General features: G+C 66.1%; 20 protein-coding genes. 9 read left to right on the top strand and 11 right to left on the bottom strand.

What is annotated here, in order from left to right:
* Positions 1 to 354: 354 nt before the first annotated feature.
* Positions 355 to 612 (top strand): transposase, encoded by a 258-nt coding sequence (locus tag JWQ89_RS03295; protein WP_299638370.1) that lies wholly within the window; start codon positions 355 to 357, stop codon positions 610 to 612.
* A 428-nt stretch (positions 613 to 1,040) separates the two neighbouring features.
* On the opposite strand, the gene JWQ89_RS03290 is transcribed toward JWQ89_RS03295, so the two are convergent.
* Entirely contained in the window at positions 1,041 to 1,508 is a 468-nt protein-coding gene (locus tag JWQ89_RS03290) for an NUDIX domain-containing protein (protein WP_299638368.1), read from the bottom strand.
* A gap of 74 nt (positions 1,509 to 1,582) precedes the next feature.
* Between JWQ89_RS03290 and JWQ89_RS03285 the strand changes: the two genes are divergently transcribed.
* Genes JWQ89_RS03285 through murD form a run of 3 tightly spaced genes read left to right on the top strand, consistent with a single transcriptional unit; the run spans position 1,583 to position 5,134 of the window.
* Positions 1,583 to 2,494, top strand: a complete 912-nt coding sequence (locus JWQ89_RS03285) for a metallophosphoesterase (protein ID WP_366143960.1) — start codon at positions 1,583 to 1,585, stop codon at positions 2,492 to 2,494.
* Between the two features lie 2 nt (positions 2,495 to 2,496).
* Positions 2,497 to 3,825 (top strand): hypothetical protein, encoded by a 1,329-nt coding sequence (locus tag JWQ89_RS03280; protein ID WP_299638365.1) that lies wholly within the window; start codon positions 2,497 to 2,499, stop codon positions 3,823 to 3,825.
* Positions 3,815 to 5,134 carry a UDP-N-acetylmuramoyl-L-alanine--D-glutamate ligase gene (gene murD / locus JWQ89_RS03275; RefSeq protein ID WP_299638364.1) on the top strand — a complete coding sequence of 440 codons (1,320 nt, stop codon included), beginning with the start codon at positions 3,815 to 3,817 and terminating at the stop codon, positions 5,132 to 5,134. The genes JWQ89_RS03280 and murD overlap by 11 nt, the downstream gene beginning before the upstream one ends.
* Positions 5,135 to 5,331: 197 nt before the next feature.
* Here the strand turns inward: murD and JWQ89_RS03270 are convergent, their stop codons facing one another.
* Together JWQ89_RS03270 and JWQ89_RS03265 are read right to left on the bottom strand one after the other, a co-directional pair.
* Positions 5,332 to 6,333: an MDR family oxidoreductase gene (locus tag JWQ89_RS03270; RefSeq protein WP_299638363.1), complete on the bottom strand. Its 1,002-nt coding sequence runs from the start codon at positions 6,331 to 6,333 to the stop codon at positions 5,332 to 5,334.
* A gap of 32 nt (positions 6,334 to 6,365) precedes the next feature.
* Positions 6,366 to 8,090 carry a hypothetical protein gene (locus JWQ89_RS03265; protein ID WP_299638362.1) on the bottom strand — a complete coding sequence of 575 codons (1,725 nt, stop codon included), beginning with the start codon at positions 8,088 to 8,090 and terminating at the stop codon, positions 6,366 to 6,368.
* Positions 8,091 to 8,386: 296 nt separating this feature from the next.
* On the opposite strand from JWQ89_RS03265, the gene JWQ89_RS03260 reads away from it, so the two are divergent.
* Together JWQ89_RS03260 and JWQ89_RS03255 are read left to right on the top strand one after the other, a co-directional pair.
* Positions 8,387 to 8,833, top strand: a complete 447-nt coding sequence (locus JWQ89_RS03260) for a hypothetical protein (RefSeq protein ID WP_299638361.1) — start codon at positions 8,387 to 8,389, stop codon at positions 8,831 to 8,833.
* A 350-nt stretch (positions 8,834 to 9,183) separates the two neighbouring features.
* The gene (locus tag JWQ89_RS03255; protein ID WP_299638360.1) at positions 9,184 to 9,672 is read left to right on the top strand and encodes a hypothetical protein; all 489 of its coding nucleotides are present in this window, start codon (positions 9,184 to 9,186) and stop codon (positions 9,670 to 9,672) included.
* 2 nt (positions 9,673 to 9,674) lie between these two features.
* On the opposite strand, the gene JWQ89_RS03250 is transcribed toward JWQ89_RS03255, so the two are convergent.
* The 3 genes from JWQ89_RS03250 to soxR are packed head-to-tail and all read right to left on the bottom strand — an operon-like array spanning position 9,675 to position 10,926.
* Positions 9,675 to 9,866, bottom strand: a complete 192-nt coding sequence (locus JWQ89_RS03250) for a DUF3008 family protein (protein ID WP_299638358.1) — start codon at positions 9,864 to 9,866, stop codon at positions 9,675 to 9,677.
* Between the two features lie 25 nt (positions 9,867 to 9,891).
* Positions 9,892 to 10,413, bottom strand: a complete 522-nt coding sequence (locus JWQ89_RS03245) for an MgtC/SapB family protein (RefSeq protein ID WP_299638356.1) — start codon at positions 10,411 to 10,413, stop codon at positions 9,892 to 9,894.
* 54 nt (positions 10,414 to 10,467) lie between these two features.
* The gene (gene soxR / locus JWQ89_RS03240) at positions 10,468 to 10,926 is read right to left on the bottom strand and encodes a redox-sensitive transcriptional activator SoxR (RefSeq protein ID WP_299638354.1); all 459 of its coding nucleotides are present in this window, start codon (positions 10,924 to 10,926) and stop codon (positions 10,468 to 10,470) included.
* Between the two features lie 85 nt (positions 10,927 to 11,011).
* On the opposite strand from soxR, the gene JWQ89_RS03235 reads away from it, so the two are divergent.
* Positions 11,012 to 12,445 (top strand): MFS transporter, encoded by a 1,434-nt coding sequence (locus JWQ89_RS03235; RefSeq protein ID WP_299638352.1) that lies wholly within the window; start codon positions 11,012 to 11,014, stop codon positions 12,443 to 12,445.
* 266 nt (positions 12,446 to 12,711) lie between these two features.
* Here JWQ89_RS03235 and JWQ89_RS03230 read toward each other — a convergent pair whose 3' ends face one another.
* The 5 genes from JWQ89_RS03230 to JWQ89_RS03210 all read right to left on the bottom strand — a co-directional run bounded on the left by JWQ89_RS03230 (position 12,712) and on the right by JWQ89_RS03210 (position 17,705).
* Positions 12,712 to 13,494 carry an SDR family oxidoreductase gene (locus JWQ89_RS03230; protein WP_299638351.1) on the bottom strand — a complete coding sequence of 261 codons (783 nt, stop codon included), beginning with the start codon at positions 13,492 to 13,494 and terminating at the stop codon, positions 12,712 to 12,714.
* A gap of 133 nt (positions 13,495 to 13,627) precedes the next feature.
* Positions 13,628 to 14,677: an NAD(P)-dependent alcohol dehydrogenase gene (locus JWQ89_RS03225; RefSeq protein ID WP_299638350.1), complete on the bottom strand. Its 1,050-nt coding sequence runs from the start codon at positions 14,675 to 14,677 to the stop codon at positions 13,628 to 13,630.
* Positions 14,674 to 15,537, bottom strand: coding sequence for an ATP-binding cassette domain-containing protein (locus JWQ89_RS03220; protein ID WP_299638349.1), 864 nt, complete (start codon positions 15,535 to 15,537; stop codon positions 14,674 to 14,676). The genes JWQ89_RS03225 and JWQ89_RS03220 overlap by 4 nt, the downstream gene beginning before the upstream one ends.
* A complete protein-coding gene (locus tag JWQ89_RS03215; protein ID WP_299638348.1) occupies positions 15,534 to 16,649 on the bottom strand; it encodes an ABC transporter permease in 1,116 nt (371 codons plus the stop codon). Before JWQ89_RS03215 ends, JWQ89_RS03220 begins: the two co-directional genes overlap by 4 nt.
* A 93-nt stretch (positions 16,650 to 16,742) precedes the next feature.
* Entirely contained in the window at positions 16,743 to 17,705 is a 963-nt protein-coding gene (locus JWQ89_RS03210) for a sugar ABC transporter substrate-binding protein (protein WP_299638374.1), read from the bottom strand.
* A 378-nt stretch (positions 17,706 to 18,083) separates the two neighbouring features.
* Between JWQ89_RS03210 and JWQ89_RS03205 the strand changes: the two genes are divergently transcribed.
* Positions 18,084 to 19,325, top strand: coding sequence for an ROK family transcriptional regulator (locus tag JWQ89_RS03205; RefSeq protein ID WP_299638347.1), 1,242 nt, complete (start codon positions 18,084 to 18,086; stop codon positions 19,323 to 19,325).
* Between the two features lie 102 nt (positions 19,326 to 19,427).
* Complete coding sequence (locus JWQ89_RS03200) at positions 19,428 to 21,623, top strand: bifunctional diguanylate cyclase/phosphodiesterase (protein WP_299638346.1); 2,196 nt, start codon at positions 19,428 to 19,430, stop codon at positions 21,621 to 21,623.
* Positions 21,624 to 21,747 lie beyond the last annotated feature (124 nt).

Genomic DNA, 21,747 nt, shown 5'->3' with positions numbered 1-21,747 from the left:
GCCTATGCCACCAACTACCTGATCGATACCGACAACGCGATCATCATCGATGTCGAGGCGAGCCGCGCCATCCGCCAGGCCGAGGTTGTTTGGCGTGGATTGTTGCTGCGCTACTTCAGATTTGCGCGCTTCAGGTGCGGCTGACTGCGATTTCCTGGAAGAACTACGTGCCTGCCTACTTCGGGCCCGACCGCTGTTCGATGACGCTGATGGGTGGCGTTTTCGCTTGGCGCAGGCTGTTGCCGATTTGCTACAGATTTGCGTGCCTTCGGTGCAGTTGACCGCGACTTGCTGGAAGAATTGCGTCCCCGGTCTACTTCGGGGCGGGTCAGGCCGGCTTGACGGGTGCCGTCGGTGACCGGCGGCAAGGAGAAGCTGGGGAGCATCAGTAAGGCCGGCAACCGCTACCTGCGCCAGCTGCTCGTCGTCGGCGCCCTCGCGGTGATCAGACGGGCCAAGCAACTGGGCTACACTCGTTACCCTTGGCTGGTGAAGCTGATGGAACGCCGATCGGTCAAGATCGCGGCGGTCGCGCTAGCCAACAAGATGGCGCGGATCGCCTGGGCCATGATGGCTCGCGGCGAGCCATATCGGGCAGCGCTGCCCATCTGAGGAATCTGAACACGCGGAGCGATCCGCGCCACGAGGTTGGAGAGAGCAACGACCTGTAACGCACCCATGCCAGTCGGCCCAAGGACCGGGACAACCCACTTGCGCCAGGGCGCCTCGAGCGCGGGCTTTTGACCGGGACCCGATCCGCGGAGAGCATTATGGCCAGCGGCCATCATCCAGCGCCGCATCCAAAGGCCGGACACATGGCAGCTCCGACCAGCAGTGCACCAGGTCAACAAAGCTCTTGCCAACACGGAGCCGTCCACACATGGCGCTAAGCGGCCTGGCAGCTGTCCGCTTGGCGCAAAAGGAACCCTGCGTACCTGCCCTTTCACCTGTTCCAATGCCCGCGCTCGCCCCGCGGCCACCAGCCCGTTCGGCCCCGGGGGACGCAATTGTCCGTAGCCACACGTGAATCCCTCCCGCCCCTACCAAAGCCCCGGCACATCCCGCGTCCCGGCCGTGATCTCGCCGATGCGCAGCGCCGTCCCCGGATCGATCCCCTCCGGCAGCGCGTCGAAGGCGAACCAGCCGATCTCCGCGATCTCGCCGTTCGGGCTGAATGGCTTCACCTGCCGGTGCCGGCGCGCCACATAGACCGCGACGTGGTCGCGGTTGGTCGCCTCGTGCTTCTGCAGGTAGAGCCCGAGCAGCGTCATCGGTCCCTCGACCCGCAACCCGGTTTCCTCCTCGGCCTCGCGCCGGGCCGCCTCCTCCGCCGTCTCCCCCGGCTCGACCCCGCCGCCGGGGAAATGCCAGCCCGGCATGTAGGTGTGCCGGAGCAGCAGCACCCGGTCGCCGTCCAGCAACGCTGCCCGCGCGCCGAGCACCATCCGTCGCCTCACGCCCACGAGGAACAGGTGTGCCGAAGTCCGCATCCTCTGCCAGGGGCTCATGGTCATGGTTCTGGACCTCGCTAACCTTCAGTTGGTTACAGCGGCATTTAGGCCATTTTCTTGCTGCGCGCCGCATGGCATTACGCCCCTCAATGATAACTCTTGCCCATCTGTCCGACATTCACCTGGCGCCGCTCCCCCCCGTCAGGGCGCGCGACCTGATGAACAAGCGGATTACCGGCTTCCTCAACTGGAAGATCAAGCGCGAGCATACCCTCGCCGGCGATGGGCTCACCAAGCTGGTGCGGCACCTGCGCGAGCAGAACCCCGATTTCACCGCAGTGACCGGCGACCTCGTCAATCTCGGCCTCGATGCCGAGATCAACGCCGCCTACAACTGGCTCGCAACCCTCGGCGGCCCCGAGCAGGTCTGCCTCTCGCCCGGCAATCACGACGCCTACATCACCGGCCAACTGCAGAAGGCCATCGACCGCTGGGACGGGTACGTGATGGGCGAGACGGTCGACGAGAACGCCTTCCCCTTCGTCCGCCGGGTCGGCGACGTCGCCATCGTCTCGTGCAACAGCGCGGTGCCCACCTTCCCCTGGATGGCCACCGGCCGGTTCGAAGAGGAGCAGGCCACCCGCCTCGGCCGCTGCCTGAAGCTGCTCGGCGACGGGGGCTATTTCCGCGTCGTCCTCATCCACCATCCGCCCAACCAGGAGCAGGGGCACTGGCGCCTCGGCCTCTACGGCGCCAAGAACTTTCGCCGCGTCATCGCCGAACAGGGCGCGGAACTGGTCCTCCACGGCCATACCCACCAGTCCTCGATCTATGCCATCCCCGGACCGCGTGGCGATGTACCGGTGGTCGGCGTCGCCGCCGCCGGCGCGGCGCAGGGCGATAGCGGCGGCCACGATCCGGCACGCTATAACCTCTTTTCCATCCAGCGCCTCGGCACCGCCTGGCAGTGCACGCTGCGCGAATTTGGCTTTCAGCGCCTCTCGACCGATATTGTGCTGAGACTCAGCCTCCGGATCTACTGACAGTGACCGAGACCTTCACCATCGAGCCCCCCGCCTTCGACGCGATGACGGGCGTCGCGACGTTCCGCTATGGCGTCGGTGATCTCCGGTTCATCGAGCTGCTGCGGTTTCCCCCGGGCAGCGATGCGTCGGCCTCCGAGACCACGTCTTTCGGCAAGCTCCTCGACCTCACCGCCCTCGTCCTCGGCGTCAGCTATTTCAAGCTGCGCGCCCCGTTCGTCATCCGCGCCGCCTTCCCGCTCACCGGCGAGGAGCGCGCCTTTGCGCTCGATGTCTATGAAAACGGCCTAGGCGAGTTCTATGCCCGCAACGACCTCAAGCGCTTCGGCCTCATCCGCATCGAGGCAGAGGACGATGCCCGCCCGGCCATCGTCCCGCCGGTGCTCACCGACCGCGCCCTGCTGCCGATCGGTGGCGGCAAGGACTCGCTGGTCAGCCTGCAGCTACTGGAAGCCGCGGGAGTGGATTTCACCCCCTTCGCCGTCAATCCCAAGGGCCCCATTCTCGGATCGGTGGACAGGATCGGCCGCCCCCCGCTCTATGTGACCCGCACCCTCGACCCTGAAATGATCCGGCTTGGGAAGGTTCCCGGATACTACAACGGCCATGTCCCCTCGACCGCCATCAACTCGATGATCGCGGCGCTGGCCGCCCTGCTCTACTCGTACAATCGTATCGTGCTCTCCAACGAGCGCTCGGCCAGCGAGGGCAATATGGAGTTCGATGGGCGGGAGGCGAATCATCAGCATTCGAAGTCGCTCGCTTTCGAACAGCTGATCGCCACAATTCTCGAGCACGCGACTGGCAGAAGTTTGCAGCTTTTCTCTTTGCTTCGCCCCTACTCGGAGGCACGGATTGCGCGCATTTTCAGTCGGGTCCAACGCTTCGACCATGTGTTCTCGAGCTGCAACGAGAACTTCAAGCTGGCCGGGCATGACGGGCCGCTGTGGTGCGGCAAATGCCCCAAGTGCCACTTCGTGTTCCTGATTTTCGCTCCGGTGATGGAGAAGCAGCGGCTTGTCGAGATTTTCGGCCAGAACCTGCTGAGCCAGCCATCACATGAGCGGTCTTTCCGTGAATTGACCGGCCTTGCGGGGCAGAAGCCGTGGGAATGCGTCGGGGAAATCGAGGAGGCGGCGGCCTGTCTCTACACCCTCACCAAGATGCCCGAATGGGCCGATGAGCCAATAGTTTCAATGCTCAAGCCAGATCTCCTCGCCCAGTACGGCGGCCAGCGCCTCGAAGATGCGCTTGCCGAGTTGATGATCGATAGCCCAGAACATCTCATCCCGAAGGACATCTTCGAGCGAGTCGCCCCGCATGCGCTATGACGAACCCGTCCTGCTCTACGGCGCCGGCCGCGAGGCCCGCTCTACCCGCGCTTTCTTGCAGGCTAAGTCCCCGAAAACAAAGGTGTTTGTGACCGTCGACAGCGGCGAGGCGGACATCGACGACGCCACCTTCATTGCCCCCGCCGACCTGACGCAAGCCGTTGAATCGAGGCTGTTTTCAACCATCGTCAAGAGCCCCGGCGTCTCCCGCTACCGGCCGATCTTCGCCATGTCGCGCGAGGCCGGCATCGCCGTCACCTCGAACCTCAACCTGTGGGGCGAAACCTATCGCGCCGGCCGAAACGTCATAGCGATTACAGGCACTAAGGGGAAATCGACGACGGCCACCCTGGTGCATCTGATGCTCACCGAGTCCGGCCTCGACGCCGGCCTCGCCGGCAATGTCGGCCTCGCCCCCCTCGAGATCGCCGACAAGCACCCGATCGTCGTCTTCGAGCTCTCGAGCTACCAGACCGCCGACATCTCGTTCACGCCGGATATCGCAGCAATTACAAACCTTTCGCCCGAGCACACCGACTGGCACCGGACCGTCGAGCGCTACTATTCGGACAAGCTCAACCTCATCGACCGCGACGCCCCTTTCCCCGTAGCCCTCGGCGTCGGCGCCCTCGGCCACCCGCTGGTGATGGAAGCGCTGCGCGACCCCAAAAGACTTATCCCCGCCCTCGCCCCCTTCATCCACGACCGCATCGCCACAGCTGCGCTGCGCTCGCGCCTCAAAGGTGAACACAATCTGAACAATGCCTTGCTGGCAGCTGCTATTGCCCTGAAGGCTGGCGCCGATCTCGAGGGCGTCATCCGCGGTATCGCCAAATTCGAGCCGCTGCCGCACCGGCTTGAGGAGCATCGCATCGGCGAGACGATCTTCGTCAACGACTCGATTTCGACCACCCCCGAAGCCACCAAGGCCGCCCTCGCCGCCTACGAAGGCACCCGCATCGCGCTGATCGCCGGCGGTCATGAGCGGCACCAGGACTATTCGGAGCTGTCCCATCTGCTGGGCCCGCGCGGCGTCACCGTGCTGGTCTGCCTGCCGGTCACCGGCGACCGCCTCGCCACTCTCACCTATGCGGCGGCGCCCGAGATCGAGGTGGTCGAGGCCGGCACGCTCGAGGATGCACTGAAGGCACTGGCTGGCCGCAAGTCGAAGTTCGAGACGGTGATCCTCTCCCCCGGTGCGCCGAGCTACGGCCAGCTCGAAACCGCCGGCAAGGTGTTCAAGAATTTCGAGGAACGCGGGACCGCCTTCGTGCGGCTGGCGGGGAAGTATTTCGGGGAAGCTGCCTGAGGCAGTGCACCCATCCCAGTCACCGGGTCATTCCCGCGAAACGCGGGAACCTCTGTTTTCCTGCGTGCCACTATCGCAAACGGAGGTCCCCGCTTTCGCGGGGATGACGCTGGTGGTGGCGACTAAGGCAAGCGTCGCTGCACTAGTCGGACGGGCACGGTTGATGCTGCCCTCTAGTCCAAACCTCCCGGCTCAGCTCAGGTCGGCGGATCCCGTGGGTTGACGATCACCCGACCGGCGATCTGGCCTTGGAGCATCTGCTCCGCAAGTCCGGGAAGCTCTTCGAGGCCCGCCTCCGTTGTCATGGGCTCGAACGCCGACGGGACGAACAGCGTCGTCAGCCGGTCCCAGGCCGAGCGGCGGGCTTCGTAGGGCTGCATCACCGTGTCGATGCCGCAGAGCGAAATGTTCCTGAGGATGAACGGGACGACGCTCGCGTCCCAGTTCCGCCCGCCCGCATTGCCGATCGCCGCGACCGCCCCGCCATAGCGCACCTTCTTCAGCACTTCGCCGAGCAGCGGCCCGCCCACGGCATCGATCGCACCGGACCAGAGCTCCTTGTCCAGCACCTTGCCCGTCGGCGTAAGCACCTCCTCGCGCGCGACGATCCGGCTCGCCCCGAGCCGTGTCAGACGCTTGGCGAGTTCCGGCCGCCCGGTCAGCGCCGCGACCTCGTAGCCCAGCCGGCTGAGCAGCAATATGGCGATGCTACCCACCCCGCCGCCCGCGCCCGTCACCAGCACCTCGCCCTCGCCCGCCCGGATCCCCTCGGCCTGCAGCCGGTTGACCGCGAGCATCGCGGCAAGCCCCGCGGTGCCGAGCATCATCGTCGTCCGGCCGGAGAAGCGCTTGGGCTGCGGCACCAGCCAGTCGGCATTGACCCGCGCCCGCTGCGCATAGCCGCCCCAATGCAGCTCCCCTACCCGCCAGCCGGTGAGCAGCACCGCCTGCCCGGGGTGATAGCGCGCGTCGCTGCTCTCCACCACGCGCCCGGCGAAATCGACGCCGCAGACATGCGGATAGGTTCGCACCAGGTTTGCCTGCCCGGTAAGGCACAGTGCATCCTTGTAGTTGAGCCCGGCCCACTCCACCGACACCAGCACGTTGCCGTCGGGCAATTGGTCCTCGGCAAGGGTCTCGACGCCACTCCGCACCCCACCTTCGGAAAGCCGGTTGGTGACGAGGGCGCGAAAGGACATGATAACTCCGGAAACAACCAGGGTGAGGCCGGTCAGTACGGCCCGTTGAGCGCCGCCTTGTCGATCCCCGCCGCGGCGAGTTCGGTGCCGATTTGAGTGCGTAGTTCGGCATCGCCCAGCCGCTGGCGAAGCACCGGCAGGATACCGAAACGGCGGAAGCGCGTCACCTCAAGCAGTTGGGCAATGTAGCGATTGAGCACGTCCTGGGACCCCATCCGCCGCGCTGCGACCGTGCCGATTACCGAAGCCAGCTCGGCATCGCCACTGGCCAGCGACTCCGCATGGGCGAGCGCCGAAGCATTGTGCCCGTCGCGCAACGCGTTGACCGCCGGCGCCGCGTGGTACCAGTAAGGCGGCGACAGGGCCCGGCGCAGCGCCTCGTCGGCCAGCTTTTCTCCCTTGTCGGACTTGCCCCGCAGCGACAGCAGCCGACCGTAGCCGGCGAGCGCGTCAAGGTTCGATGGGTTGAGTTGCAGCGCCGAGATGAACGCCGCCTCCGATTCGCCGAACCGGCCTACGTCCTCGAGAAAGAACGCATACTCCCGCCACACCGGGCTCGAGGTAGGGGCCAGCTTGAGGGCCTGGCTGATCTGCCGTTGTGCCTCCGACATAGGTTCCGGATCGAGCCTCGCGGGCGGCTGGGTCCGCAGCGCCCTGTCGAGCAGTAGCGAAGCGTTCATTCCCAGCGCCAGCGCTGAATCGGGCTGGCTGCGCAGCAGACCGGTGGTGCAGCTTCGCGCCCGATCCCCACGGTCGGCATTGCCGGTCTCGCGATAAAGCGTGAACAACAGCCCGCAGACATACTCGGTCTCGTTGCCGGCGACATCCGTGTTGGTCTCGAGCCATTTGATCGCATCGGCATGCAACGGGCCGTCGAGCGCCCCGAGTTGGTCGGCAAAGGCCTGCGACAGCTGGTCGATACTGGTGGGCAGCTCGGTGACCGGCACCTTCTCGGTCTTGCTCCATACTGCGGTGTCCGAATCCGAGCGTTTGAGGCTGGCGGTGATCTGCTCCTCGCTCCCCTGGGCCCGCGCGATGCCGGTCAGCTCGAACGCGGCCGGGTTGTCCTGCGGCGCGGCTTGGCCGGCGCGCTGCAGATACACCGCGTCGATGAATGGAAAGAGCTGCAGGTCGGTCACCAGCTCCACCGCCAGGCCCGCGACGCTCGCTCCCGGTGTGTCGCCCGCCGCCACCGATGTGAACTCGGCCACCGCAACGGACGGCGGCTGCGGCACGGGGGTCCGCGTTGGCCGCGGCGCCAGCACCTGCGTCAGCAGCAACGCAATGCCCAGCGCTACGGCGACCAACACCACCAGCAGTGCGACATCGTCGAGCCGCGCCAGCCACGGCCTCCCGGGGGCATCGGCCTGGCGCGTCCAGCTCCGCTGCGGCGCTGCCGATCCACCGCCGGAAGCTGGTCCTGCGTCGCCCGAAGCGCCGAATTCAGGGACATAGCGTCCCACGGGGAGGTAAAACCTGACGGTCTCGCCTGCGCCCTCGCCGGCGTAGTACTCGCGCAGCGCCGCCCGCAGCCGCCGCGCCTGCACCCGCACGATCGGGTCGTTCTGCGGATCGAAGCTCTGCGGCCGGCCGAACACGTCGACGGCGATGGAATAGGCCTTGATGCCGGCCTCGTTCCCGTTGAGCCGCGCCTCGACTATGTAATTGAGAAACTTCGCGAGTTGCGGCGAACGCGAAAGCCCGGGCCACGCCTGGATGCGAGCCAGGGCACCATCGATTTCCGCGCGTGGCGGCATGGCGTGCGCCACCTCTTCTCCTACCGGCACCTCTCGTCCCCAACCCTCTTTGATTTACATGTTAATCGCAAGCGGCGCTACGGCCGAGTTACGTGCGTTTGCCTATCGCGCCCAGCTTCCAGGCCTCATATCCCGGCCTGTCGCAAGACGGCACAACCGCTTTTCGGGATCGTTCCCGGTGCGGTGGGAAATGACGCAAAACAGGGCGTCTTCGGAACTTCCGGGGCCCACAGCAGGTTTACTTAGTTCGTCTCCAGTTTCGGCCCGCCGGTGCAACGCGACCAGAAGGAACCATTATGGACACTCTTGGTGCCGGCCAGCCCTTCATGGCGCTTGTCGACGACGATCCACATTCTGCCCGGCTGATGATCCGGATGCTGCTCGCCCATGGCGCGCCCTCCGTAAGCTGGCTCGATGGCGAAGATTTGGCGGGCACCGAGATCGGCAAGCTGCTCGATAAGGACGGTGCGACCATCCCCGGCCTGGTCATCGTCGATCTCAAGCGGTCTTCGAGCGCCACCCGAGACTTCATCATGAAGCTCCGCGGCATGCGGGACGGGGGCGCCCTATTGATTGCCGCGATCGCCCCAACCCTCGAGCGCGCAACGCGCGAGGCCCTGCTCTCGGCCGGCGCTGACGCCGTGTTCGAGCGCCACGCCGACATCAATTCCTACCGTCGCGAAGCGGCGGCCATCGTCAGTTTCTGGGTGCGCAACCAGCACCTGGATGCGGTCGGCACGTAATCACTGCGTCCACAGGTTACGTGCCTGGCGGGGAGCGCGTTGCATACGCAGGCCACTGCGATTGCATTCCCAAATGTGCTCCCCGTCTCTTCTAATGTCTTGGAACCCTCCGGTCCCATGACTGAGCTACCGACCGGCCGTCGATATCCCTGCGGCGACCGGGCGGCCTGGGCTGGTAACCCCCAAGTTCCAGCCCGGTTGGCGGTCCGCTGCGTCCCTCACGCGGCGGCCGCCATACGACGGAAAGGCGGGGCGCGAACTCCTGACGCCGCCCCGCCTTCCCGGTTTGGAGCGCTTGACCGCCTCGGGCGGATCACCGCACTCTGCCGCCTCTTTGTTGGAGGCCTCCCATGCTGAAGATGTCGATGTTCGCGGCGGCCGTGCTCTGCCTCCTCGCGAGCCCGGTCCTTGCCCAGGACGAAGAGGCCGTGGACAGCTTCGTGCTGCCCGCCTTCAACGGCGTCGCCGTGTCACAGGCCCCGGAAGCCGGCCTCGGGGTCTGCTTCGGCCCATTCGTCGGCGACGCGATGGATTGCGCGGTGGCCCAGTGCGTCGCGCAAAGCGGGCTGGGCCCCGAGGATTGCGCGCCGAACCTGTGGTGCTATCCGCACGGCTGGGTGGCAGACATCTTCATGCAGCACAACGAGGGCCCGCACTGGCACAAGTTCGTCTGCGACCAGCAGGATCAGGCCAGCCTCGAGGCGGTAGTGAAGACCGAGTGCGCCAAGGACTTCCTCTTGAGCTGCGAAGTGGTCCGCATCTGGGACAATGAGGGCCAGCAGATCTTCGGCGAGGGCGCCGATCCGCAGTTGCCGGCGCCCCCGACTGCCATCGAGTGAGGCTAGTGCTTGGCGGCCTTGTGCTCGGGCAGGCCCTTGCGCGTGGTCTCGGCGAACTCCTCGAGCTCTTTCTCGCTCATCGATTCGTACATCGATTTGGAAGCGCCTTTGAGTTTGTTGACCTTGGTCTCGCCGCGCTTGGCGGAGAGCGCGGCACCGGCCGCCTTCTGCTGAGCCTTTGACGTTGCGGGCATGAATGCCTCCTGTGGTTGGGGGGATTCAACGATCGTTCCTCGGCTCTGTTCCCTTGCCGGTCTCGCCGCTGCCGGCGCTGACCACCTGGTGCGAGAAGGCCCGCAGGGCCGCGAGTACGATCACGGCAAACACCGCAACCGCCAGCGCGGTGAGGTAGTAGCCGAGCGCGGCGGTAACACCAACCGCACCCGCTAGCCACATGCCGGCGCCGGTGGTCAGGCCCTGGATGCTGCCGCGCTGCTGGAAGATCGCGCCGGCGCCGAGGAACGCGATGCCCGCCGTCACCGCCTCGATGGCGCGGATCGGGTCGGGGTTGGTGCTGCCGCCCTCGAGGGCCTCGTGATAGATCTCGAAGGCAAGCGTGGTGAACAGCGCTGCGGCGAGCGCGATGAGGATGTGCGTCCTCAGCCCCGCGGCAGCCCCTGCTTCCGCGCCGCGCTCCCAGCCGATCACGGCGCCGAGGATGGCGGCGATCAAGAGGCGGATGAGGATGATGTGCTGCGGCGTGTGGGTCGGCTCGAAGCCGATCGTGGTGAGGAAATCCATGGCAGGCCCTTGTTGACGCTTGCCTTTCAACGGCTTGCGCCCTGCCCGGTTCCGTTAGCTGATGTAGCTGTCCTTGCCCTCGCGCAGCAGGCGGCGGGGGCCGCTGCCTTCCCGGCCGAGGTGATCCTCGAGGTTCATTAGCGGGCAGTTGGCGGTGGAGAGGCAGCCGCAGCCGATGCAGCCGTTGAGCTCGTCGCGCATGCGCGTCATCAGCACGATCCGCCGATCCAGCTTTTCGTGCCAAAGCACTGACATTGCACGCCAATCGTCGGCCGAGGGAGTGTGCCCCACGGGTACCCGCGCCAGTGCCTCGGCCACCTCGCTGAGGGGGATCCCGAGCTCGGTGCCCATGCGCACGATGGCGAGGCGGCGGAGCACATCGCGGTCGTAGCGGCGCTGGTTGCCGGAGGTGCGGTGGCTGCGGATCAGGCCTTTCCGCTCATAGAAATGCAGTGCGGAGACCGAGAGTCCGCTGCGCTTCGCGACCTGTCCGACGCTGAATTCGCGTGCCATCCTGTCGATTGCCCCTTTACCTCAACTGCACTTCAGGTTGTAGAGCCTTCCCGACGACTTGGATAGCCAGACAGGATTCGATGACATGACGACCAATCAGAGCGGCTGGCGCGACCTGTTTTCGGGCGGCCGGGCACTGGCGGTGACGGTGTTCGCGGGCGGCGTCGGGCTGCAGGCGATGGAGACGTTCATCGGCTCGACCCTCCTCCCCTCGGTGGTCGCCGACGTCGGCGGGCTCGAGCTGTTCGCCTGGAACACCACGGTGTTCATCGTCGCCTCGATCATTGCCTCGATCTTCGCCGCCATCCGGCCGTTCGGCATCGGGCCGCGCGGCAGCTATGTGCTCGCCGCCATGGGCTTTGCCATCGGCAGCCTGATCTGTGGGGCAGCGCCAAACATGGAGGTGATGCTTGTCGGCCGCGCCGTGCAGGGCTTTGGCGCGGGGCTGCTGACGGCGATGAGCTACGCCATGATCCGCATCGTGTTCCCGGAGGCGCTATGGGGCCGCGCCTTCGCGCTGATCTCCAGCGTCTGGGGCGTCTCGACGCTGATCGGGCCGGCCATCGGCGGTATCTTTGCGAGCTACGATGCCTGGCGCTGGGCGTTCTTCGTACTGGTGCCGCTGGCAGGCCTCCTCGGCCTCCTCGCTTTCCGCGTCATTCCGGCGCGGAGCAACGAGCGGGGCATGCAGGCCTTCCCCATCCCACAGATTTTGCTGCTGATCGGCGCTGTGCTCGGCGTCTCGGTGGCATCCATCCTGACCGAGGGCGCGATGCTGCCTGCGCTCCTGGTCGGACTCGCGGTGCTGGCGATCATCGCGCTGGGCGTGATCGACCAGCGCCGCGAAACCCGACTGTTCCCGCGCGGCACGTTCTCGCTGCGCTCCGGCCTCGCGCCGCTGTTTGCCGCGATGCTGCTGCTCAACCTCGCCATCGTATCGGACATGTTCGTGCCGCTGTTCGTCCAGCAATTGCACGGCCAGCCGCCGCTGATCGCCGGCTACATGGTGGCGCTGGTCGCCGTCGGCTGGAGCTCCGGCTCAGTGGTGACCTCGAGCTGGACCGGCGCCCGCGCCCGCATGGTGCTGATGGCGGGGCCGGTGCTGCAGGTGGTGGCGACGCTCGGGCTCGCGCTGTTCCTCGGGCGCGACAACACGGCTGGCGAATTGCTGCCGCTGCTGCCGGTGGGTGTGGCGCTGCTGCTGCTCGGCCTCGGCATCGGCATCTCCTGGCCGCATGTCTCGACCAGGCTGCTGCAGGCGGCGCCGACCGGCGAGGGCGACCTGACTTCGGCATCGATCTCTATGGTCCAACTGTTCGCCGCGGGGCTGGGTGCGGCGGTCGCGGGGGTGATCGTCAACGCTGCCGGGCTGGCCTCGGCGGGGACGACCGCGGCAACGATCGGGGCGTCGAACTGGCTCTACGGGCTGTTCGTGCTGGTCCCGCTGGTTACCGTGCCGATCGTGTGGACGATCGTCCGGGACGAGCGGCGTGAGGCAGTGGCAGAGGCGGCGGAGTAGCTGGAAAGCTGGTGGCTCGCTACCCCTCCCCACAAGGGGGGAGTCGACTGATGGTGTTGCGCGAATCTTGAAGTGGTCTCCCTCCCCTTGATGGGGAGGGATCAAGGGTGGGGTGGGCCACACGCTCCGACGGTCTGGTGTGAAGCTGCTCGATGCGCGCGTGTTGAGAGGCTGAACCCCTCACCCTAGCTTTGCTAGGTCGCTGCGCTCCTAGCGGCGCTGCCCTCTCAGCTCAGGGGAGAGGGCACGGGGCCCCGGCCGCGCGGCTAGACCGTCTTCAGCCAGCCGCCGTCGACGAAGTAGGTCGAGCCGGTGGAGTAGCTGGCCTTGTCGGAACAGATGAACACGAAGAAATTCGCCATTTCCTCGGGGGTGGCAAAGCGTTTCATGCCGCCGGCTTCGTCGGCGACGCTCTGGAGATGCGCTTCGAAGCCGTCTTCGCCGGCGAGTTGCTTGGCGGTCTTGACCCAGTCCGGCGTGCGCACGAGGCCGGGGTTGACGGTGTTGACGCGGATATTGTCGCCGACCACCTCGTTGGCGAGGGTCTTCGAAAACATCATCAGCGCCGCCTTGGTTGTGTTGTAGATCGGCTCGTACCAGAGCGGCTGCACAGCGCAGATCGAGGCGTTGTGGAGGATGGCGCCGCCGCCCCGCACCTTCATCTGCGGCACCAGCCCGCGGCCAAGGCGGACGGCGGCCATCACGTGCAGGTCCCAGTAATACTGCCACTTGGCGTCGTCGGCCTCGGCGATGGTCTCGTTGGAGCCGGTGCCGGCGTTGTTGATGAGGATATCGGCGCCGCCCAGTTGCGCCGCGCCGGCGGTCACGCGGGCGCAGCCTTCGGCGGTGGCGACATCGGCCGCGACGCCATGCGCCTCGACGCCATATCTGGCGGTGATCCGTGCCGCCTCGGCATGAAGGCGTTCCGCCCCCCGGGCCGTGATCAGGACATTGGCGCCCTCCGCGGCAAAGCCTTCCGCGACGGCGAGGCCGATGCCGACGCTGCCGCCGGTGATGACGGCGAGTTTGTTTTTGAGACCGAGGTCCATGCGGTTCCTACCTTCTACTGCCCTCACCCTGACCCTCTCCCCGGAGGGGAGAGGGGACGCGCGGTCACGGCCGGTGCTCCCATCCCCCCTCTCCCCTCCGGGGAGAGGGTTGGGGTGAGGGGCAGCCGTGGAATTAAGCGTCTTCCATCAAAATCTGCAGCTTCACATCCGTCGGTCGCCCCTCGACCGCGCGGTCGAACGCTGCGATCGAATCCTCGAACTTGAAGGTCTCCGAGATCAGAGGTTTGAGGTTCACCCGGCCCGAGGCCATCAGGGCGATGGCGCGGTCGTACTGGTGGGCGTAGCGGAACACCGAGGCAATGGTGATTTCCTTCACCGACAGCGAGGCGATGTCGAAGCTTACGGGGTCGACCGGCAGGCCGACCACGACGATCGTGCCGCCCGGCCGCACCCCGTCGACGATGCCCTGCCAGGCGCGGGGCGAGCCCGAGCACTCAAACACCACGTCGGCGCCCCAGTTGTCGGTCAGCCGGTTCACCTCGGCGAGGAGGTTCTGGTCCTTGATGTTGACCGGGAGAATGCCCTGGTACTGCGCCGCGATGTCGAGCTTGGGCTGCGCGAGGTCGGTGATGATCACCCGCGAGCAGCCGCCGGCCAGCGCCGCCAGCGCCACCATGGTGCCGATCGGGCCGGCGCCCATGACGATCGCCGTGTCGCCGGGGGTGATTTTGGCCTTCGTCGCCGCCTGCATGCCGACGGCGAAGGGTTCGACCATCGCGCCCTCGGCGAAGCTGACATTGTCGGGCAGCTTGAAGGTGTAATTGGCCGGGTGCACCACGTAGGGCGTGAGGATGCCGTGGATCGGCGGGGTCGCCCAGAAGGTGACGGCCGGGTCGATATTGTACATGCCGAGCCGGCTCGCCCGCGAGTTCGGGTCGGGAATCCCCGGCTCCATGCAGACGCGGTCGCCGACCTTGAGGCTGGTCACCCCCTCGCCGACTTCGACCACGGTTCCCGCCGCCTCGTGCCCCAGCACCATCGGCGCATTGACGACGAAGGGGCCGATCTTGCCGTGCGTGTAGTAGTGCACGTCCGAGCCGCAGACGCCGACGGTGTGGAGCTTGATCTTCACCTGTCCGGGCCCGACCTCGGTGGGCAGGTCGATGTCACGGAGTTTGAGTTCGTGCTGCTTTTCGAGCACGAGCGCGCGCATTTTCGTCATTGTACCTGGGATTCTTCCTCGCCGACCTTGTAGTGATGCGTCGGACCGGTGGCGCCTTCCACCGGCGGCTTCATCGCCCCGGTCATGATCGCCACCGCGTCCGACATCGAATATTCCTTGGGATCGATGACCGCGATGCGCTTGCCGAGCCGGTGGATGTGGATCCGGTCGGCCACCTCGAACACATGCGGCATGTTGTGCGAGATGAGCACGATCGGCAACCCGCGCCGCTTGACGTCGAGCATCAATTCGAGCACCCGCCGGCTCTCCTTGACGCCGAGCGCCGCCGTCGGCTCGTCCATGATCACCACGCGCGAGCCGAACGCCGCGGCGCGTGCGACGGCGACGCCCTGCCGCTGCCCGCCCGACAGCGTCTCCACCGACTGGTGGATGTTCTGGATGGTCAGCAGCCCCAGTTCGCTCAGCTTGTCGCGCGCGATCCTTGCCATCTTGGTGCGATCGAGCCGCCGGAAATACGTCCCGGTCCAGCCCGGCTTCCTGAGCTCGCGCCCAAGGAACATGTTGTCCGCGATCGACAGCGCGGGAGACAGCGCGAGGTTCTGGTACACCGTCTCGATGCCGGCATTCCGCGCATCGATGGGCGAGCGGAAGTTCACCGGGACACCGTCGACCAGCACCTGCCCGCTGTCGGGGATCACGGCGCCGCAGAGCGCCTTGATCAGCGTCGATTTGCCAGCGCCGTTGTCGCCGATCACCGCAAGAATCTCGTTGCGACGGAGCTCGAAATCGGCGTTGTCGAGCGCCACGACGCGCCCGTAGCGCTTGTTGAGGCCCTTGCCCTCGAGGACGATGTCCCCGGCGTTGCCGGACGGCAGGCCCACACTACCAGAGTCGCTCATGTCGAAATCTTCCTGATCCACTGGTCGATCGTCACGGCCACGATGATCAGCACGCCGACTGCAAAATCCTGCCACAACAGCTCGAGGCCGGAGAGGGCGAGGCCGTTGCGGAAGACGCCCACGATCAGGGCGCCGAACAGCGTGCCGACGATCGAGCCGCGCCCCCCGAAGAGGCTGGTGCCGCCGATCACCACCGCGGTGATCGAGTCGAGGTTCGCAGTCTGGCCCGCCTGTGGGCTGACGCCACCGATGCGTCCGATCAGCACCCAGGCGGCTATCGCGCAGATCAGCCCGGCCAGGGCGTAGACGGCAAGCAGAACCCGGTTGGTGTTGATGCCCGAGAGCCGTGCCGCGTCGGGATCGTCGCCCGTTGCATAGACGTGGCGGCCGAAGGCGGTGCGCGACAGGATGTAGGACATGATCACCGCCAGGACGATCATCAGCACCGAGCCGTAGGTGATCACCCAGCCCCTGAGCCAGGGCAGGTCGAGCCCGAAGAACACTCCGATGTCGTAGAGCTTGAACAGCTTGCCCATCCACAGCAGGAACGGCGCTGCCGCTTCCATGTCCTGCGAGCGGATCGTCTCGCTGCGCGAATACCAGACATTGAGCGCCCCGAAGATGCTCCAGGTGCCTAGCGTCACGATGAATGGCGGCAGGCGGAGCCTTGTGATGATGAGGCCATTGACCATCCCGCAGGCAAAGCCGGCGAGGAGGCCGAGCGGAAACGCGATGTAGACCGGCACGCCATAGACGACGGCAGTTCGCCCCATCACCACCGAGCAGAGGATCATGATCAGCCCGACCGAGAGGTCGATGCCGGCCGTGAGGATCACCAGCGTCTGCGCCATGCCGAGGATGGCGACGATGGTCACCTGCTGCAGCACCACCGAAAGGTTCAGTGGCGACAGGAACTTCCCGGGCGCCGCGATGGCGAAGATCACCGTGCCGATGAGCAGCACGATCAGCGGAATGAGGGTGGGGAACTGGTGCAGGATGCCCTGCAGCTGCCGGACCAGTCCGGGATGCTCTTCCTCGAAGCTGGCAACCGACTGGTCGCTGCCTGCAAGCCCGCTCTCGGCCTTGACCGAACCCACGGCGTCGTCGCTCATCCCGTTTCCTCCTACCGGGTCAAGTAAGGGGACGCCGGTGGGCGTCCCCTCGACAGATCGATACTAGCGGCTATGCCGCCGGCTTTGAAGGGATCAGCCCCAGCAGAGCTTCTTGCCTTCCGCGACGTCGATCGACGGCACGCCGTCGACGGGCTTGGCGGTAATCAGCTGCTCGCCGGTGTCGAGGAAGCCCAGCTTCGGGTCGATCGGCGGGATCTTCCCCGTCGCGATCGCTTCGAGCGCCATCGAGGCCATCTTCAGCGGATACTGCTGGCTGGTGGCGCCGATCACGCCGGCCTCGACGTTGGCGACGCCCGGGCAGCCGCCATCGATCGAGACGATCAGCACGCTGCCGTCATCCTTGCCGACGGCCTTCAGCGCTTCCCACGCGCCTGCCGCGGCAGGCTCGTTGATCGTGTAGACCACGTTGACGTTGGGGCACTTCTGCAGCGCGTTCTCCATCGCCGTGCGGCCTTTTTCCTGGTCGCCCTGGGTGACTTCGTGCGTGCAGATGCGCGAATCGTCTTCGTCGCCGTACTTGTTGGGGTCCTTCACGTCGATGCCGAAGCCGGCCATGAAGCCCTGGTCGCGCAGATAGTCGACGGTCGGCTGGTTGGTCGCGAGGTCGAGGAAGACGATCGAGGCGTCCTTGGCCTTGTCGCCGAGCGTCTTGGCGGCCCACTGGCCGATCAGCTCGCCGGCCTTGCGGTTGTCGGTGGCGAACGTCGCGGTCGCCGCGTCCATCGGATCGAGCGGGGTATCGAGCACGATCACCATCAGGCCGGCGTCCTTGGCCTTCTGGATGGTCGGGACGATCGCCTTCGAATCCGACGGCACGATCGCGAAGCCCTTGGCGCCGGCCGAGATCATGTTCTCGATCGCTGCTACCTGGCCGTCGTTGTCGCCGTCGAACTTGCCGGCGGCGGCGATCAGCTTGAGGTTGAGCTCCTTGGCCTTGGCCTCGGCGCCTTCACGCATCTTGACGAAGAACGGGTTGGTTTCGGTCTTGGTGATCAGGCCGACGGTCGTGTCCTGGGCGAGCGCGACGCCACCCATCAGACCGCCGGCGACGACGGCACTGGCGAGTGCCGTCTTCAGAAAGCTAAGTCCCATGTTATCCTCCCACGAGTTGTGATCCGGCCCACCGGCGTTCCGCCGTGAATTCTGGACCGGTCGCGGAAGCGGCACCGCCTTGCGCGGGCTCGCTGCCTCGAACGGAGGGATATTCAGCGCAACCCTCGTGGCCTGTCAATAAATTAATCCACTTGATTTATTAATTGACAGACAGGTCGCAGCGGATAATCCTTTCGTTCGGGAGGGGATGAGAACCCCATGTAATCGATTGCAGTTTCGGCTCCGCCATGGCTTCACTGGGCCCGACGGAGGTCCGATCAATTGTCAACAGATGCAGTCGAAGGGAGGTCGGCAACGGTGGTGAGCGGGCCCAGCGCGAGAGAGGCCGGCCGGAAGCCTGGTGCCGCAAGCCGTGGCACCAACCAGACCGGCGTGCGCCTCTACAACGAGAGGCTGGTGCTGTCGCTGATCCGCCGCCACGGCGACCTGCCCAAGGCCGACATCGCCCGCATGACCGGTCTCTCGCCGCAGACCATTTCGATCATCACCAATGCGCTGGAAGCCGATGGCCTCTTGCTGCGCGGCAACCCGCAGCGCGGCAAGGTGGGGCAGCCGCTGGTACCCTACTCGCTCAACCCCGAGGGGGCGCTTAGCTTCGGGCTGAAGATCGGGCGGCGGAGCGTCGATCTCTATCTGATCAACTTCACCGGCAAGATCCTGAAACTCCTGCACAAGACCTACCCCTACCCCACCCCCGACGGCATCCGGGAATTTGCGCGCACCGGCATCGACCAGCTGCTCGAGGGCCTGCCCGCGCCGCTCACCGCGCGCATAGCGGGGCTCGGAATTGCGGCGCCCTACGAGATGTGGACCTGGCACGAGGAGATCGGCGCGCCGAAGGCCGAGATTGATGCGTGGCGGCAGGTCGACATGCTGAAGATGATGGCGAAGATCTGCCCCTGGCCGGTGTACTTCGCCAACGACATCACCGCGGCCTGCGCGGCCGAGCTGATGTTCGGCGGCGGCGCCGACCACATCGACTATCTCTATGTTTTCATCGGCTCGTTCATCGGCGGCGGACTGGTGCTCAACGGGCACCTGTTCCCCGGCCGCACCCAGAACGCCGCAGCGCTCGGCTCGATGCCGACCCATGATCCGGGCCACGTGGTGGCGCCCGGGCGCACCCCGCAGCTGATGAATGTCGCCTCGATCTATGTGCTCGAGCGAAAGCTCATCGGCATCGGCCGCAACCCCGAAATTCTCTGGCAATCGCCCGACGACTGGGGCGACGACCTTGGGGCAGTGCTCGATGAGTGGATCGACGAGGTGGCCGAGAGCCTTGCCTACTCGATCGTCGCGGCCATCGCGGTGATCGATGTCGAGACCGTGCTGATCGACGGCGCCTTCCCCACGCATGTGCGCAGCCGCATCATCGAGCGCACCGAGGCGGAGATTGCGCGGGTCAACCGGCAAGGTCTGTCGCAGTTCCGACTCCTCCCGGGGAGCATAGGCAATGCGGCGCGCGCCATGGGCGGCGCTTCGCTGCCGCTGCTGGCCAATTTCACCCAGGACCGCGAAGTGCTGTTCAAGGACAATGCCTGACGGCACTTGAGCCGATCAAATTTCAACGCTGCTTCAAAAGAGTAACGAGTTCGCAAAGCTTGCCGGGGCACAGTGCGATAGTTTCTGCCCCCGCAAGGCCCGATGCCCAATACTCGCCGCGCCACCTTCCGACGCACACTCTCGATGCTCGTGCTGGCCTCGTGCGTCGTGGTATTCGCCTGCGCGACCGCGGCGCTAGGTGGGTTCCTGCTCTGGTCGGCGAGGCAGATCGACGAGAATGCACTGAGCCGCCAGAGCCAGCGCATCATCCACGCCGTGCAGGCCCAACTTGCGTTCATCCCGCGCGACCAGGAGAGCGTCGCCATCTGGGACGACGCGGTGATCGCCGCGCGCGACCACGACGAGCCGTGGCTCGACAACAATATCGGCCGCTGGATGTACGATTATTTCGGTCACGACGAGACCTACGTGCTGTCGCCCGACGACACCGCGATCTACGCCGCGAAGGACGGGCACACCGTTGCCGCTGGGGCCTTCGATGAACGGCGTGCGGTGACCATGCCGCTGGTCGAGGACCTGCGCACCCGCGCCGCCGCCGGCTATGCCGACGCGCCGCCGCATATCGCCGACTATGTGCTGATCGACGGCCGGCCGGCGATTGCCAGCGTCATCCCGCTGGTCTCGGACAGCGGCAACATCGCCCAGGCATTGGGGCGCGAACCGGTGCTGGTTTCCATCGTCTGGCTCGAGCTCGATTTCGAGCTCAGGATGATCGACCGCTATATGACCGAGGTTGGGCGCTTCACTACCGCTACCGTACCGGGCGCGGGAATGAGCACCTTCCCGGTCACCAACCGTTCCGGCCGGATCGTCGCCTTCTTCGAGTGGCTGCCCTATCGCCCAGGCACCAACCTCCTCGAGCGCACCGCACCGGCGCTGGTCGCCACGTTCCTGATCATTGCCGGGCTCGTCGTGCTGCTTGTCTACCGGCTGTGGCTGGCCCTCAACGCGCTGGAGCAGAGGCGCCTCGATGCCGAGCGGCAGGCCACCGAGGACGCGCTGACCGGGCTCCCCAACCGCCTGAGCTTCGACCGCCAGTTCGATTTCCTGCTCGGGGCAGCCAAGCTCCGCGATCCGCCGCTCGCGCTCCTGATGCTCGATCTCGATCGCTTCAAGCAGGTCAACGACACCCTGGGCCACCATGCCGGCGACGACCTGATCCGCGCCGTCGCCGAGCGCCTGGCCGAGGTCGTCGGACCGAGCGATGTGCTGGCTCGGCTGGGCGGCGACGAGTTCGCCATCCTCCACTCGTGCTATGCCGGGACGATCGAGGTATCCGGCCTCGCTCAGCGCATCGTCGACACCATCGCCAGACCCTTCCGCGTGCAGGGCAGCGACGCCTTTGTCGGCGTCTCGATCGGCGTTGTCATCGCCGGCCCGGGCCAGCGCGACAGCCGCGAGCTTAGCCGCAAGGCCGACATCGCACTCTACGAAGCCAAGTCCGCCGGCCGCAATCGCGCCGCCATCTACGAGGAATCGATGGATGAGCTGGTGCAGAGCCGGCACACCATCGAGGCCGAGCTACGCGAGGCGCTGCGCACGCCCGGCCAGCTCTGGGTGGCGTTCCAGCCGCTCTGCGGCAAGGGCGAGGGCGAACTGATGGGCGCAGAGGCCCTGCTGCGCTGGAACCACCCGCGGCTTGGCCACGTGTCGCCTTCGCAGTTCATCGCCATCGCCGAGGGCAGCGGCCTGATCGAGCACCTAGGCGAATTCGTGCTCCGCCGTGCCGCAGTATTCGGCGCCCGCTGGCCGGGCCGGACCATTGCCGTCAACATCTCTCCGGCGCAGCTGCGAAACCCGAATTTCGCCGAGCGGGTCTTCGCCCTCCTCAAGGAAACCGGGATGCGTCCCGCCGATCTCGAGATCGAGATCACCGAGGGCATCCTGCTCGACGACGAATCCACCGCGTCGAACAGCATCCGCCGCTTCCGCGACGCCGGCATCCGCATCGCGCTCGATGATTTCGGCACCGGCTATTCGTCGCTGAACTACCTGAAGCGCTATCCCGTCGATCGCATCAAGATCGACCGCTCCTTCATTGCCCAGCTGTCCACCGCCAATGCGTCGAACGCAATCGTCCAGGCGATGGTAACGTTGGCGCACGCCATGGGTATCGAGGTTACCGCGGAAGGCGTCGAGACCGAGGAGCAGTTCCGGGTTCTTGTTGCGATGGGCTGCGACACCTTCCAGGGCTACCTGTTCTCAAGGCCGCTGAGCGCCGGCGATATCGAGAAGCGCTTCGCAGCGGCCGCAGACGGCGTGGTGCGGGTCGCTTGAGGTCCAACATCGTGGCTCCGCACCCCCACCCTTGATCCCTCCCCGGGGGAGGAGACGACTGATGGTTCAGCAAACTCGATCGGCCTCCCTGAGAGTGGGGCAGCCACACGCATTGGCCCGCGAA

Origin of the sequence: Devosia sp. (assembly GCF_028290645.1) — a bacterium.
Lineage (GTDB): Bacteria > Pseudomonadota > Alphaproteobacteria > Rhizobiales > Devosiaceae > Devosia_A.
Note: the sequence above shows the minus strand (reverse complement) of the source record. Positions and strands in the feature narration are given on the sequence as shown.

Bases quoted from the DNA above. Each gene is read 5' to 3' on its own strand.
- soxR (WP_299638354.1), bottom strand. From the start codon at position 10,926: ATGGCACGCGAATTCAGCGTCGGACAGGTCGCGAAGCGCAGCGGACTC.
- JWQ89_RS03235 (WP_299638352.1), top strand. From the start codon at position 11,012: ATGACGACCAATCAGAGCGGCTGGCGCGACCTGTTTTCGGGCGGCCGG.
- JWQ89_RS03260 (WP_299638361.1), top strand. From the start codon at position 8,387: ATGGACACTCTTGGTGCCGGCCAGCCCTTCATGGCGCTTGTCGACGAC.
- JWQ89_RS03200 (WP_299638346.1), top strand. From the start codon at position 19,428: ATGCCCAATACTCGCCGCGCCACCTTCCGACGCACACTCTCGATGCTC.
- JWQ89_RS03230 (WP_299638351.1), bottom strand. From the start codon at position 13,494: ATGGACCTCGGTCTCAAAAACAAACTCGCCGTCATCACCGGCGGCAGC.
- JWQ89_RS03245 (WP_299638356.1), bottom strand. From the start codon at position 10,413: ATGGATTTCCTCACCACGATCGGCTTCGAGCCGACCCACACGCCGCAG.
- JWQ89_RS03265 (WP_299638362.1), bottom strand. From the start codon at position 8,090: ATGCCGCCACGCGCGGAAATCGATGGTGCCCTGGCTCGCATCCAGGCG.
- JWQ89_RS03290 (WP_299638368.1), bottom strand. From the start codon at position 1,508: ATGAGCCCCTGGCAGAGGATGCGGACTTCGGCACACCTGTTCCTCGTG.
- JWQ89_RS03270 (WP_299638363.1), bottom strand. From the start codon at position 6,333: ATGTCCTTTCGCGCCCTCGTCACCAACCGGCTTTCCGAAGGTGGGGTG.
- JWQ89_RS03220 (WP_299638349.1), bottom strand. From the start codon at position 15,537: ATGAGCGACTCTGGTAGTGTGGGCCTGCCGTCCGGCAACGCCGGGGAC.
- JWQ89_RS03215 (WP_299638348.1), bottom strand. From the start codon at position 16,649: ATGAGCGACGACGCCGTGGGTTCGGTCAAGGCCGAGAGCGGGCTTGCA.
- JWQ89_RS03255 (WP_299638360.1), top strand. From the start codon at position 9,184: ATGCTGAAGATGTCGATGTTCGCGGCGGCCGTGCTCTGCCTCCTCGCG.
- JWQ89_RS03250 (WP_299638358.1), bottom strand. From the start codon at position 9,866: ATGCCCGCAACGTCAAAGGCTCAGCAGAAGGCGGCCGGTGCCGCGCTC.
- JWQ89_RS03225 (WP_299638350.1), bottom strand. From the start codon at position 14,677: ATGACGAAAATGCGCGCGCTCGTGCTCGAAAAGCAGCACGAACTCAAA.
- JWQ89_RS03210 (WP_299638374.1), bottom strand. From the start codon at position 17,705: ATGGGTGGCGTCGCGCTCGCCCAGGACACGACCGTCGGCCTGATCACC.
- JWQ89_RS03285 (WP_366143960.1), top strand. From the start codon at position 1,583: ATGGCATTACGCCCCTCAATGATAACTCTTGCCCATCTGTCCGACATT.
- murD (WP_299638364.1), top strand. From the start codon at position 3,815: ATGCGCTATGACGAACCCGTCCTGCTCTACGGCGCCGGCCGCGAGGCC.